General features: G+C 73.8%; 12 protein-coding genes. All 12 read right to left on the bottom strand.

Annotation, left to right across the window (positions count from 1 at the left end; genetic code table 11):
• Positions 1 to 90: 90 nt before the first annotated feature.
• On the bottom strand, positions 91 to 741 hold the full coding sequence (locus ABZ805_RS23655) for a VOC family protein (protein WP_358444190.1): 651 nt from the start codon (positions 739 to 741) through the stop codon (positions 91 to 93).
• A 129-nt stretch (positions 742 to 870) separates the two neighbouring features.
• Positions 871 to 2,652 carry a gamma-glutamyltransferase gene (locus tag ABZ805_RS23650; protein WP_358444187.1) on the bottom strand — a complete coding sequence of 594 codons (1,782 nt, stop codon included), beginning with the start codon at positions 2,650 to 2,652 and terminating at the stop codon, positions 871 to 873.
• Positions 2,653 to 2,725: 73 nt separating this feature from the next.
• Positions 2,726 to 4,138, bottom strand: coding sequence for an Nramp family divalent metal transporter (locus ABZ805_RS23645; RefSeq protein WP_358444184.1), 1,413 nt, complete (start codon positions 4,136 to 4,138; stop codon positions 2,726 to 2,728).
• Positions 4,139 to 4,184: 46 nt separating this feature from the next.
• Positions 4,185 to 5,132 (bottom strand): phosphoglycerate dehydrogenase, encoded by a 948-nt coding sequence (locus ABZ805_RS23640; RefSeq protein ID WP_358444181.1) that lies wholly within the window; start codon positions 5,130 to 5,132, stop codon positions 4,185 to 4,187.
• A complete protein-coding gene (locus ABZ805_RS23635) occupies positions 5,117 to 6,244 on the bottom strand; it encodes an exo-alpha-sialidase (RefSeq protein WP_358444178.1) in 1,128 nt (375 codons plus the stop codon). The genes ABZ805_RS23640 and ABZ805_RS23635 overlap by 16 nt, the downstream gene beginning before the upstream one ends.
• Positions 6,241 to 7,032, bottom strand: coding sequence for an aldolase/citrate lyase family protein (locus ABZ805_RS23630; RefSeq protein ID WP_358444175.1), 792 nt, complete (start codon positions 7,030 to 7,032; stop codon positions 6,241 to 6,243). The genes ABZ805_RS23635 and ABZ805_RS23630 overlap by 4 nt, the downstream gene beginning before the upstream one ends.
• Complete coding sequence (locus tag ABZ805_RS23625; RefSeq protein WP_358444172.1) at positions 7,033 to 8,016, bottom strand: aldo/keto reductase; 984 nt, start codon at positions 8,014 to 8,016, stop codon at positions 7,033 to 7,035.
• Positions 8,013 to 8,864 (bottom strand): ABC transporter ATP-binding protein, encoded by an 852-nt coding sequence (locus ABZ805_RS23620; RefSeq protein WP_358444169.1) that lies wholly within the window; start codon positions 8,862 to 8,864, stop codon positions 8,013 to 8,015. Before ABZ805_RS23620 ends, ABZ805_RS23625 begins: the two co-directional genes overlap by 4 nt.
• Entirely contained in the window at positions 8,861 to 9,664 is an 804-nt protein-coding gene (locus ABZ805_RS23615) for an ABC transporter ATP-binding protein (protein ID WP_358444166.1), read from the bottom strand. Before ABZ805_RS23615 ends, ABZ805_RS23620 begins: the two co-directional genes overlap by 4 nt.
• Positions 9,661 to 10,560 carry an ABC transporter permease gene (locus ABZ805_RS23610; protein WP_358444162.1) on the bottom strand — a complete coding sequence of 300 codons (900 nt, stop codon included), beginning with the start codon at positions 10,558 to 10,560 and terminating at the stop codon, positions 9,661 to 9,663. The genes ABZ805_RS23615 and ABZ805_RS23610 overlap by 4 nt, the downstream gene beginning before the upstream one ends.
• Positions 10,557 to 11,492: an ABC transporter permease gene (locus ABZ805_RS23605; RefSeq protein WP_358444159.1), complete on the bottom strand. Its 936-nt coding sequence runs from the start codon at positions 11,490 to 11,492 to the stop codon at positions 10,557 to 10,559. Before ABZ805_RS23605 ends, ABZ805_RS23610 begins: the two co-directional genes overlap by 4 nt.
• Positions 11,489 to 13,096, bottom strand: a complete 1,608-nt coding sequence (locus tag ABZ805_RS23600; protein WP_358444156.1) for an ABC transporter substrate-binding protein — start codon at positions 13,094 to 13,096, stop codon at positions 11,489 to 11,491. The genes ABZ805_RS23605 and ABZ805_RS23600 overlap by 4 nt, the downstream gene beginning before the upstream one ends.
• Between the last annotated feature and the right edge of the window lie 151 nt (positions 13,097 to 13,247).

The raw sequence follows: 13,247 nt of genomic DNA, 5'->3' as shown, positions 1-13,247 counted from the left end.
AACTCGCCGTCCGCTACGAAGCCACCGTGCACATCGCCACCATCAACATCTGGCTCCACGACCTCACCAAAACCAATTCCTAAACAGCTCCTAGCCGCCCCAGGCTCCGGTGTCCGCGGTGAGGCCGAGGACCGCGCCGCGCGAGTCGGCGATCACCACCACCTCGCCGAGGACCCGGTGGCGGAGTTCGGTGACGACGCGGCCGCCGCTCTCGACGGCGCGGTCCGCGGCCTCCCGCACGTCCTCGGTGGCGAAGTGGCACACCCAGCCCCAGCGCCCGTCCAGCCGATCGGCGGAGCGCGCCGCCAGCGGGCGGCCCCCGGTGAGGTAGCGGTCGCCGTCGACGGACCAGCCGAGCGTCGACGCCCAGAACTCGTCGGACCGCTGCTGTTCGGCGCTGTGCAGGTCCACCCAGCACGGTTCGCCCCGTCGCGGCGCGGGAGCCCACGGGCCGTGCTGCGCGCGCCCGCGGACCATCCGCGCGGTCACCTCCTCGGGCCCGACGAGGTCGCCGTCGTGCCGCGCGCCGGCGAACACCACGTACCAGCCGGGGCGCACACCGTGCGTGGCGGGCCGCAGCGAGGCGCAGTGCCGCTGCCCCACCCAGCACTCGAATCCACCCGCGATCGAGTCCCACACCCGCCAGCCCAGCAGGTCCTGGTGGAACAGCGCCGCGCCTTCCGGGTCGGTGGTGACCAGTTCGATGCGACGCAGACCGCGCACGGCGGTGGGCTGGGGCACAGCGGGGCGTCCTTCGGGATCGAGCAAGAGCCGTTGAGGCTCCCATACTGTCCCCCGAACGTGGAGCGAACAATGCTCCATTCGGAGGCATGGGATTGCGTTCGTGACCACATCGGCCACGCTCCGCAGTCATCGGCCTACCGCGTACCCCTGCATGCCGCGCGGGTTGGCCGCCGCGGAGAGCACCCCGGTCTCCGGGTCGCGGGCGACCGCGCTGAGCCTGCCCTCCGACCACGGCTCCCCGACGGTGACGTCGTGCCCGCGGCGGCGCAGGTCGGCGATCACCGAGTAGCCGACGCGGGATTCGACGGTGACCGAACCGGGCCGCATCGCCCGCGGGTAGAAGGAGCCGGGGAAGCTCTCGGTGTGCCAGTTCGGCGCGTCGATGGCGCCCTGCAGGTCCCAGCCGCCGCGGACCGGTTCGCGCAGCGCCACCGCCAGGAAGAAGTGCGTGCTCCACTGGTCCTGCTGGTCACCGCCGGGCGTGCCGAACGCGAGCACCGCCTCCCCGCCGCGCAGCGCCAGCGACGGGGTGAGCGTGGTGCGCGGCCGCCTGCCGGGGGCCAGCGAGTTCGGCAGGCCGGGTTCGAGCCACGCCATCTGCAACCGGGTGCCGAGCGGGAAGCCGAGCGAGCCGATCACCGGATTCGAGTGCAGCCAGCCACCGCTGGGCGTCGCGGCGATCATGTTGCCCCAGCGGTCCACCACGTCGAGGTGGCAGGTGTCGCCGCGGGTCTCGCCGTCGCGGGCCACCGTGGGTTCACCGGCACCGGCGGGGGCGACGAGGTCGAGCGGGCCGTCCTGCACCCGCTGCGCGTGCGCGCTGAGCCGGGGCGTGCGGCCGCCGGGGCTGCCGGGGCGCAGTTCGCGCGAGGCGCGGTCGCCGATGAGCGCGCGGCGCTGCTCGTTGTAGCCGGGGTCGAGCAGTTCGGCGACGGTGACGTCGGTGCCGTCGCCGTACCAGGCCTCCCGGTCGGCCATCGCGAGCTTGGTGCCTTCGACGAGGGTGTGCAAGTAGTCGGCGGCGTCGAGGTCGAGCGAGTCGGGCAGCAGCGCGAGCTGCTGCAGCAGCACCGGGCCCTGGCTCCACAGCCCGGCCTTGCACACCGTCCAGCCGTTCCACTCGTAGCTCGCGGGTTCTTCGTAGGTGGCGCTGAACCGGGCGAGGTCCTCGCCGGTGAGGGTGCCCGCGCGCCGCTCCCCCGAACTGTCCATCGTGGACCGGGCGGCGGCCGCGGCGAGCTCCTCGGCGATGAAGCCCTCGCGCCACACCCGGCGAGCGGCGTCGATCCGCGCTTCCCGGCTCGGCCCGGTGGCCTCGGTCAGCACCCGGCGCCAGGTGCGGGCGAGCGCGGGGTTGCGCAGCAGCGCGCCCGGCGCGGGCGGGCTGCCCCCGGGCAGGTACAGCTCGGCGGAGCTCGGCCACTCGGCGCGGAACAGGTCCTGCACGGTGCGCACGGTCCGCCCGATGCGCTCGACGGCCGGATGCCCGTTCTCGGCGTAGCCGATGGCGTGGTCGAGCACGTCGGCGAGTTCCTTGGTGCCGTGGTCGCGCAGCAGCAGCAGCCACGCGTCGAACGCGCCCGGCACCGCGGCCGCCAGCGGACCGGTGCCCGGTACCAGCTCCAGCCCCAGGTCCCGGTAGTGCGCCACGGTCGCACCGGCCGGCGCGGGGCCCTGCCCGCACAGCACCACCGGTTCCCGCCCGGCCGGGGCGAAGATGATGGGCACTTCACCGGCGGGCCCGTTCAGGTGCGGTTCGACGACGTGCAGGACGAATCCGGCCGCGACCGCCGCGTCGAAGGCGTTGCCGTCGTCCTCCAGCACCGCCATCGCCGCCGCGGACGCCAGCCAGTGCGTCGAGGACGCCATGCCGTACGTGCCCTGCAGGGTCGGTCGGGTGGTGAACAACGCGGTCCTTCCGCCGGTCGGCTCCGCACAGTCAACACCACCGAACGGCCTAGATCCAAGACTCCGCGGCGGCTCAACCACCGAAGCCGATGCCGAACACCTCCAGCACCGTGTACACGCAGAGCACGGTGATCGCGGCGCTGCTGAGCACCAGCGCGGCGGTCGTCCAGCGGCCGGCCCGGAACCTCCGGTCCACTTCGGTGCTGCGCAAGTGCCACACCGCGACGACGACGGCGAGCAGGAAGATCCCGCTGCCGATGCCGCCGATCTGCACCATCAGCACGGGTTCCTGCGCGAACAGGAACAGCACGGCCCACAGCGGCGGGAACAGGGTGGTGAGCAACCGCACGGTGCGCTGCCGGGCCCGGACGTCGTGCCAGTCGATGACGCCGAGCAGGCCGAGCGTGTTGGTCCACAACCGCGGCACGCTCGCCGAGGACCCGATGGCGGTGGAGCCGAGCACGGCGATCGCGCCGAACAGGAACAGGTACTCCGCCCACGGCCCGAGCACGTCGGTGTAGATCCGGGACAGCGTGGTGATCATGTCGTTGCCGCTGGGCACCAGGCCCTGCGGGTGCAGCACGGCCGCGCCGATGACGTAGAACGACAGCGTGCACACGGTGCACACCACCCAGGACACCAGCACGTCCAGCCGCATCACCGCGAGCCAGCCCTCGGCCCGGCGGGCCCGCTGCTCGGTGCCGTCGTCCGGCCCGGTCCAGCGCGCGTAGCCCTTCTCCAGGCACCAGTAGGTGTAGGTGGTCATCTCGTCGGCGCCGACGCCGGTGAGCCCGAACATGGACACCGCGATGCCGACGGTCCCGGCCGGGATGAGGAAGCCGAGCCCGGCGCCGAGGTCTGCGGGCGCGTAGCCGAACGGGGTCAGCGGCAGGCCCAGCGCGAGCGACACGGTGGCGACGGTGAACACGACGACGGAGGCGACGGCGGTGCGCTCGACGACGCTGTAGCGGCCGCCGCGCAGCAGCAGCACCAGACCCGCGGTGATCAGCACCGTCCACACCAGCAGCGACGGGAAGCCCAGCGCCTCCCCGGTGATCGGCCACAGGATGGAGCAGGCGGCCGCGGTGCCGCCGATGATGCCGCCGCGCTGCAGCATCTTGGTGAAGTCCATGCCGATCCACAGCCAGTTGATCCAGCCGACGCGGCCGATCTTCGGGCCGACCTGGCCGTAGCCGCGCAGCGCGGTCTTGCCGGTGAGGATGGTCCAGCGGGCCAGTTCCATCTGCACCCACACCTTCACCGCCGCGCTGATGATCACGAGCCAGAGCAGCACGAACCCGGCGCGGGCGCCGAGCGAGGTGGTGACGATCAGCTCGCCGGAGCCGACGACGGCGGCGGAGAGCACCAGGCCCGGCCCGAGGTGGCGCACCCGGCCGCGGAAGGTGGTGGGGGCTTCGCGCACGTCGTCGGGGGACAACGCGTACGGGTCGGCGGCGGCCGGGGATGCGGCCGTCTGCTCTGCCATGGCGGTGGGCTCCTCTCCTCCGGCGGCGGTGCCGGGGTGGTCGGGCTCAGGAGGCTTCGTGCACCGGGTCGGCGCCGGTGAGCACCCGCACCACGTCCTCGGCGACCATCCGGCCCATCTGCCGGTTCGCTTCGTGGCTGCACGCGCCGAGGTGCGAGGTGAGCACCGCGTTCGGCGCCGTCAGCAGCGGGTTGCCCGCGGGCGGTTCCACCGAGAACGCGTCCACTCCGGCGCCGCCGAGGTGCCCGGAGTGCAGCAGGTCGGCGAGCGCGGGCTCGTCGACGAGCCCGCCGCGGGCGGTGTTGACGAGGATCGAACCGGGCCGCATCGATTCCAGCGCGGCCCGGTCCAGCAGCGGCGCCGCACCCGGGTCGCCGGGCAGGTGCAGGCTGACGAAGTCCGATCCGGTGAGGCAGTCGGCGAATCCGGCGGAGCGGACGCCGTGTTCGGCGAACACCTCGGCGGGCAGGTGGGGGTCGTGGGCGAGCACGTCCATCCCGAACGCGGTGGCGTAGCCGCCGAGCAGCCGCCCGATCCGGCCGAACCCGAGGATGCCGAGGGTGCGCCCGGCGAGTTCCGGACCGAACGGCTTCGGCCAGCCGCCGCCGATGACCTCGGCGTGCGAGCGGCCGATGCCGCGCGCGGCGGCGAGCATCAGGCCGAAGGCGAGCTCGGCGACGGCCCGCGAGTTGCTGCCGGGCGCGTACACGACCCGCACGCCGCGTTCCCTGGCGGCGGCGACGTCGATGGTGTCGACGCCGACGCCGTGCTTGGCGACGACCCGCAGCCGCGGCGCGGCGTCGAGCACGTCGGCGGTGATGTCGTCCATGCCGACGATGAGCCCGTCGGCGTCCGGGACGTGCGCGAGCAGCTCCTCGTGCCGCAGCGCGCGGTCCGGTTGCGGGCGGTGCACGTCGGCGGCGGTCTCTAGGATCTCCCGCGGCCGCGCGGAGAACCGGCCGAAGGTGGGGGTGCTGATCAGGACGCGTGGCATGTCGGCTCCGCTGCTGCCCAGGCCCGGTCCACGACGACGTGCTTGATGACCCGGCGGTGGTAGGTGTACGCGAGGTGCAGGGCGCCGTCGGCGGTCTGCGCGATGGACGGGTAGGACAGCTCCCGGTTGAGGCCGTCCCGGGAGTTGTTGGTGAGGCAGTGGCCGTCGCCGGTCTCGACGTCGCGGCGCACCGGCCAGCTGCGCCCGCCGTCGGTGGACACCGCCAGCGTCAGCGGTGCGCGCGGCGCGCCCCAGAACGCCGGGCCCGGTCCGTCCGATGTGGACTCAGCCGCGCCGTCGTCGATCTCGTCGTAGAGCGATTCGCGGCGTTCGGTGGCGTCCGCGGCGCTGCTGGCGTTGTGCACCAGCGCGATCGCCCCGTCGTCGAGCACCGCCGCCTGGATCGAGGAGTTGTTGTTCGGCAGCTCCGTGGGTTCCGGCTCGCTCCAGGTGATCCCGTCGGTGGAGCGGCTCAAGTGCACGAAGTCGGCCTGGCGGCGGCGGAACAGCGCCACCAGCTCACCGCCGGGCGGGGCGAGCACGTTCATGTGCACGCAGCCGGTGCTGCCGGGCACCTCGTGCGCCTGCCAGCTGCGTCCGCCGTCGTCCGAGGCGAGCACGGCGCTGGTGTCGTGGTCTCCTCGCCACCGCCCGGTTTCCGGGCGCGGGCAGCGGAACACCGGCAGCAGCCAGCGGCCCGAGTCCAGCACCACGACCGGCTGGCGCACGAACACGCCGCCGTCCGGGGACGCCGGGATGAGGGTGCGGGCCGCGTCCCAGCTGCGGCCGCCGTCACCGGAGGTGCGCACCCGCACCTCGGCGGTGTCCTGGTTCCCGGCGCGCTGCGCGGTGTAGAGCACCCACAGCCGCCCGCCGGGAGCCTGGAACAGCACCGGGTTCTGCTCGGAGCGCTCCGGGTCGGCGGAGATCCGCAGCGGCTCGGACCAGGCGGTGCCGTCGTGCCGGGAGAACCACACGTCGATGTCGGAGAGACCTTCCTGCGTGCCGGAGAACCAGGCGCAGGCGAGCTCGCCGCTCGGCAGCGGCAGCAGGTTCGCGGCGTGCGACTGGACGTCCGGTGCGGGCAGGAACTCCTCCCGCGGCGCGCTCATTCGGTGGCCGCCTTCAGGTGCGCGGCGGCGATCTGCTCCAGGTGCACCACGTCGGAGGCGACGCTGGCGAAGGTGTAGCCCTCGGCGAGGCGGCGCGCCGCGGTCTCCCCGTTCGGGGTGTGGATGCCCGCGGCGATCCCGGCCTTCGCGGCGGCCTCGCGCACCGCGGTGACGGCGTCCTCGAAGGCGTCGGCGACCGCCGGATCGCCGGGGAACGCCCCGCCCACGGCCAGGCACAGGTCGGACGGCCCGACGTAGACGCCGTCCAGCCCGGGCGTCGCGCAGATCTCCTCGACGTTCGCCAGCCCCTGCGGCGTCTCGATCATGGCGAGGACCACGGTGGCCGCGTCGGCTTCGGCGGGCTTCGGGCCGATGCGCAGCCCGGACCGCATCGGCCCGTAGGAGCGGCCGCCGTGCGGCGGGTACCGGGTGGCGTGCACGGCCTTCGCCGCGTCCGCAGCGTCGTCGACGAGCGGCACGATGACCCCGGCGGCACCGGCGTCCAGCGACCGGCCGATCGCGGTGAGGTCGTTGGCCTCGACCCGCACCAGCCCGGCGGAGCGACCACCGGCGTCGATGGCCAGCATCCCGTTGAGGATGCCCGAGTAGCCGACCAGGCCGTGCTGGCCGTCGATGGCGACGTAGTCGTAGCCGAGGCGCGCGATGCGCTCGGTGGCGATGGGCGCGTCCAGCACCGCCCAGTAGCCGACGACCTTCTCCCGGTTGCGCAGCTTCTTCGCGAACTCGGCGGCGACCATGCGAACGTTCTCCTTGCGGTGTGGGGACATTCAGCGGTTGTAGGCGGGCATCGGGCCGTTCAGGGCGGCACCGACCTCGTCGCAGGCCGCGACGACGTCGGCGGGCAGCGGCCCGGCTTCGGCGGCGGCGATGTTGGCCTGGAGGTGCTCGACGCGGGAACCGCCGAGCAGCAGCGCCCCGGTGGCGGGCCTGCCGAGCAGCCAGCGCAGCGACAGCTCGGTCAGCGCCAGCCCCGCGCCGTCGGCGATGGCGGCGAGCCGGTCCACCGCCTCGAACAGGGCGGCGTCCCAGTAGCGCTTCCGGTACATCTCGGCGAGCCGCGAATCGCCGAACCGGCCGCCCGCCGGGTCCTGGTCGAAGCGGTGCCTGCCGGTGAGCAGCCCGCCGCCGAGCGGGTTGTAGACCACGGTGTGCAGCCCGGTGGTCTCGGCGAACTCGGCGTACTCGGCTTCGATGCGGCGGGCGAGCAGGTTGTACAGCTGCTGGGCGACCGCGGGCCGGGGCGCGCCGACCTGGTCGGCGACGTGGTCGACCTCCGCGATCTGCCAGGCCGCGTAGTTCGACACCCCCAGCGAGTCGATCTTGCCTTCGGCGACGAGCTCGGCGACGGTGCCGAGGGTCTCGGTGAGCGGCGCGGCCCGGTCCGGCTGGTGCAGGTAGAACAGGTCGATCCGGTCCACGCCGAGCCGCCGCAGGCTGCCCTCGACGCTCGCGCGCAGCCCGGCCGCCGACAGCGGCGAATGCTCCCCGGCGTCGGGGTGCGGCATGCCCGCCTTGGTGGCGAGCACGATGCGGTCGCGGCGCCCGGGCAGCAGCTCGCGCAAGATCTCCTCGGTGGCGCCGCCCGCGTAGCCGTTCGCGGTGTCCACCCCGGTGATCCCGGCCTCCAGCGCGGCGTCCAGCATCCGCGCCGCGCCGTCCGCGTCCACGGTGTCGCCGAAGGTCATGGTGCCCAGCACCAGCCTCGACAGCGGGGTGCGGACACCGGGCAGGGCCACGGGACGGTCGGTCATGCGGACGCTCCTTCATCGGGTGCGGGTGCGGCCGCGGCGAGCAGGTGGCGCGGTTTGCGCCCCCGCACGGCCGCGGGGTCGAGGGCGGCGCCGCGCAGCGCGCGGGTGTAGGGGTGCCGGGGTGCGGCGAGGACCCGCTCGACCGGTCCGCGTTCGACGACGCGGCCGCCGCGCAGCACCAGCAGTTCGTCGCTGATCTCGCGCACCACGCCGAGGTTGTGCGAGATGAACAGGTAGGTGAGCCCGTGCTCGCGCTGCAGCTCCCGCAGCAGGGCCAGCACCTGCGCCTGCACCGAGACGTCGAGCGCGCTGGTCGCCTCGTCGCACACGAGCACTTCGGGCCTGCTGGCGAGCGCTCGGGCGATGCCGATGCGCTGGCGCTGCCCGCCGGAGAACTCGGCGGGACGGCGGTGCAGCGCGGTGGACGGCAGCTCCACCTGGTCGATCAGCTCGGCGGCGAGCCTGCGCCGCTCCGCCTTCGAGCGCACGCCGCGCAGCCGCAGCGGTTCGGCGACGATCTCGGCGGCGGTCAGGTGCGGGTCCAGCGACCCGTACGGGTCCTGGAACACCAGCTGGATGCGGGGCCGCAGCGGCCGCAGCCTGCGTTCCCCGAGCCGCGCGATGTCGGTGCCGTCCAGCACGATCCGCCCGGCCGTCGGGGTGCTCAGCCGCACCAGGGCGCGGGCGATGGTGGACTTGCCGCACCCGGATTCGCCGACGATCCCGAGGGTGTGGCCGCGGTGCACGTCGAAGTCCACGCCGTCCACGGCGCGGAAGGCGCCGCCGGGCGCGGGGAACTCCACGACGAGGTCGCGCACCTCCAGCAGCGGCCGTCCGGTGTCGCTCATCGGGTGCCTCCGTCCCAGGGTCCGAGCCGCGGCACCGCGGCCAGCAGCCGCCGGGTGTAGTCCTCGGCGGGGTCGTCGACGACGCGTTCCACGTCCCCGCTCTCGGCGAACCGGCCGCCGCGCATCACGTGCACCCGGTCCGAGACCAGCCGTGCCACGCCCAGGTCGTGGGTGATCATGAGGATGCCCGCTCCGGTGCGCTCCTGGATCTCCAGCAGCAGGTCCAGCACCCCGGCCTGCACGGTCACGTCGAGGGCGCTGGTCGGTTCGTCGGCGACGAGCAGCCGCGGTTCCCCGGCGAGGGCGATGGCGATCAGCACCCGCTGCAGCATGCCGCCGGAGAGCTGGTGCGGGTACTTGCGCAGCTGCCGCGCGGGCTCGGGGATGCGCACCTGCCGCAGCAGGTCGGCGGCCCGCTCCCCCGCCGCCGACCGGGAGGTGCCGCCGCGGCGGACCGCTTCGCGCAGCTGGGAACCGATGGTGTGCACCGGGCTCAGCGCGGTCATCGGGTCCTGCGGGATCAGCGATACGCCCCGCCCGCGCAGCCGGGCGCCCGCGCCCGCGTCGGCGATCACGTCGTGGCCCAGCAGCCGGGCCCGCCCGGACAGCACCGCCAGGCCCGGCGGCAGCAGCCGCAGCAGGCCCATCGCGGTGGTGGACTTGCCGGACCCGGATTCGCCGATGAGCGTCACCGTCTCCCCCGCGGCCAGCCCGAACGACACCCCGTCCACGGCGCGCACCACGCCGCGCGACGTGATCAGTTCGATCTGGAGGTCCTCGACGTCGAGCAGCTCGGTCATGCCCCTGCCTCCCCGCGCACCTTCGGGGACCGGTCCCGCAACCCGTCGCCGAGCAGGTTCACCCCGACCACCAGCAGCACGATCACCAGCCCCGGCAACGTCACCATCCACCAGGAGGTGGTGATGTAGTCCTGGCCGTCGGAGATGATCCGGCCCCAGGTCGCGAACGGCCGCTGCGGCCCGGCACCGAGGTAGCTCAGCGCGCTCTCCAGCAGCACCGCCTGCGCGAGCAGCAGCAGGACCACCAGCGTCGCCTGCCCCACCACGTTCGGCACCACGTGCCGCAGCAGCACCGCGGGCCTGCTGAGCCCGAGCACCCGCCCGGCCTGCACGTAGGGCTTCTCCCGCTCCACCACGACCAGCGACCGCACCAGCCGGGCCACCTCGGGCCACTGCGCGATGGCGATCACGAACGTGATCACCGGCACCGACGGGCCGAACAGCGCCACCACCAGCAGCAGCATCATCAGCAGCGGCAGGGCCAGCTGCGCCTCCAGCGCGCGGGACACCAGCGCGTCCACCCAGCCGCCGAGGAACCCGGCAAGCGAGCCGAGCACGACGCCGATCAGCCCGGACACCACGACCGCCAGCACCCCGATCAGCAGCGACACCTGCCCGCCGTGCAGCACCCGCGCCAGCAGGTCGCGGCCGAGCTGGTCCGTGCCGAACAGGTGGCCGTCCACCAGCGGCGGCAGCCGGCGCCGGTCGAGGTGCTGCTCGTTGGCTCCGGGGATCGGCAACACTCCGGCCAGCGCCACCGGCACCACCACGAGCAGCGCGCACCCGGCGCCGACCCACAGCTTCACCGCGGCCGCGCGAGCCCGGCGGGTGGCGGTGGCGCGGCCGAGCTGCCGCGGGGTGACGCGGCTGGGGCGCGCGGTTCCGGCCTCGGTCATCGGGCGGCCGCCTTTCCGAGTCGCACCCGCGGGTCCAGCAGCGGGTAGGCCAGGTCGATCACCAGCTGCACCAGGATCGCCAGCGCCGAGGTGACCAGCACCGTCGCCTGGATCAGCGGGTAGTCCCGGGTCTCCAGCGCCCGCACCACCAGCGATCCCACACCGGGCCAGGCGAACACGACCTCCACCACGACGACGCCGTTGAGCATCGCCGCGAAGCGGGTGCCGAGCGCGGTGAGCACCGGGATCGCGGAGTTCGCCATCGCGTAGCGCCACACCAGCGCCCGTTCCGGGACACCGCGCGAACGGGCGGCGGTCAGGTACGGCGCGGCGAGGTTCGCGGCCATCTCGCGGCGCACCAGCCGGGAGATCAGCGCGATCTGCAGCGCCGCCACGGTCAGCGTCGGCAGCACCAGGCCCGACCAGGTGGCGAACCCGGAGGCGGGCAGCACCGGCAGCACCACCGCGAACGCGGTGAGCAGCATGATGCCGCTCCAGAAGTCGGGCATGGACTGCCCGGCGATGCTCAGCACGTTCGCCCCGACTTCGCGGGCCGAGTCGGCGTGCCGGGCCATCCAGGTGCCCAGCGGCACCGCGACCAGCATCGTCACCAGGATCGCCGAGAGCGCCAACGTCACCGTGTACGGCACCCGTCCGAGCACCACGTCGAACGCGGGTGCCTGGAACGAGTAGGACGTGCCGAGGTCACCGTTGAGCAGCCCGCGCAGGAACACCAGGTACTGCTGGGGAAGCGGGTCGTCGAGGCCGAACCGGTCGCGGACCGCGGCCAGCTCGGCAGGGCTCGCCATCGGTCCCGCGTAGGAGGCGGCCGGGTCGCCGGGTGCGAGGCGGATCAGCACGAACACGGTGGAGACGGTGAGGAACACGGTCAGCGCGCTCTGCCCGACGCGGCGCAGCAGGTAGCCGGTCACGGCGCACTCACCCCCGCGGCGGCCAGGTCGTAGGAGTTCGTCGGTTCCAGCCGCAGCCCGGACACCCGCTGCCGCTGGGCGAGCACGACGCGCGGCACGAACGCCCACAGGCACGGCCAGGTGTCCCAGACGGCTTGCTGCGCCCGCGCCAGCAGGCCCTGCCGCGCGGATCCGTCCACTTCGGACGTGGCGCGTTCGATGAGCGCGGCCACGTCGGGGAACACGTAACCCTGGTAGGTGTCGCGGGTCTTCTCGTCCTCGGGGGTACCGCCGTACATGCCCTGCAGTGCGGAGACGGCGAGCGCGGTCGGGGTGCTCAGCCCGTTGCCGATGACGTCCCAGTCCCCACCGCGGCCCTGCCGCCACTGCGCGATGTCGCCACCGGGTTCGAACTGCTGGAGCTCGACGCGCACGCCGACCTCGCCGAGCATCTGCAGCACGGCTTCCATCACGGTGGTGTCGTTGGCGAACTCGCCGGACTCCCAGATGATCCGCAGCGCCAGGTCACCTTCGCGGACTCCGGCGGCGGCGAGCAGTTCCCTGGCCCGCCGCGGGTCGTGCACGTACTCGCCGGTGCGCACCGCCCCGGCCAGCGTGCTCGGCACCGGCCCGGTGGCGGGGGTGACGGACCCGGTGAGCACGTCGTCGATGAGGGTCCGGCCGTCGATGGCGAACGTCAGCGCCCGCCGCACCCGCGGATCGGCCAGCGGGTGCCCGGCGGGTTTGCGGAAGTTGTAGAACAGCTGGTTGATCCGGGTGCCTTCGGTGGTCTGCATCCGCACCTGCGGCACCCCGCGCAGCTGGTCGGCGGAGTCCGGGGAGATCGTGTCGATCACGTCGACCTCGCCGCTGCGCAGCGCGACGACCCGGTTCGACTCCTCCGGCAGGAAGCGCACTTCGACGCGCGCGGTGCGCGGGCGCGGCCCCCAGTAGGCGGAGTTGGCGGCGAGCTCGTAGTCACCGGTCCCCCGGTTCGCCGCGGTGACCACGTACGGCCCGCTGCCGACCCCGTCCTGCAGCTCTTCCGGCCGGTTCGCGGCGGCGGGGGTGATGAGGATGTTGGCCATCAGGTAGTCCAGCGTGGGCGCCGGATTCCTGGTGCGCAGCAGGAAGGTCCGCGCGTCCAGGGGCACGACTTCGGGCCATTCCGGGAAGAACGTGGCGAGGAACGAACCGCTGACGCCCTGGTACATCCGCAGCGCGACGGCGACGTCCCGCACGGTGACCGGGGTGCCGTCGGAGTAGCGCACCCCGGCGCGCAGCCGCACGGTCCACTCGGTGGGCGCGGTGAGCTCGAACCGGTCGGCGAGCACGAGCCGCGGGGTGAGGCCGGGCCCGATGGTGGTCAGGGCCTGGCGCACGGCGCGCTGCACGGTGACGGCGGCCTCGAACTGGTTGAGCTTGTTGTCCAGCGAGACCAGCGAGCGGTTCAGGGCCAGCACGAGGGTGTCCGGCCCGGGGCTCCCGGTGGGCCCGGCGCAGGCGCCGAGCGGGCCTAACGCGGCCAGGCCGCCCGCGGCGGCCCCGGCCCGCAGCCCCGCTCGCAGCAGGGCGCGGCGGGACAAGGCCCACCGATCCGGCCGCGGGTTGTTCGACGGGGTCATCGTTGACCTTTCCTCGCACTGCACCGGCCGGGCTCGGCCGTCGCCGGTGTTGTGCGGGGCACTCTGACACGATTGCGCGTTGTGCGCAACTGTCGTAGCGTGATTCACGCAGACGCCGGTGCGGCCGCCGCACCGGACCACCCGGAGCGCT

The sequence above is a fragment of the Saccharopolyspora sp. NPDC047091 genome (assembly GCF_040643635.1).
GTDB lineage: Bacteria > Actinomycetota > Actinomycetes > Mycobacteriales > Pseudonocardiaceae > Saccharopolyspora_C.
Note: the sequence above shows the minus strand (reverse complement) of the source record. Positions and strands in the feature narration are given on the sequence as shown.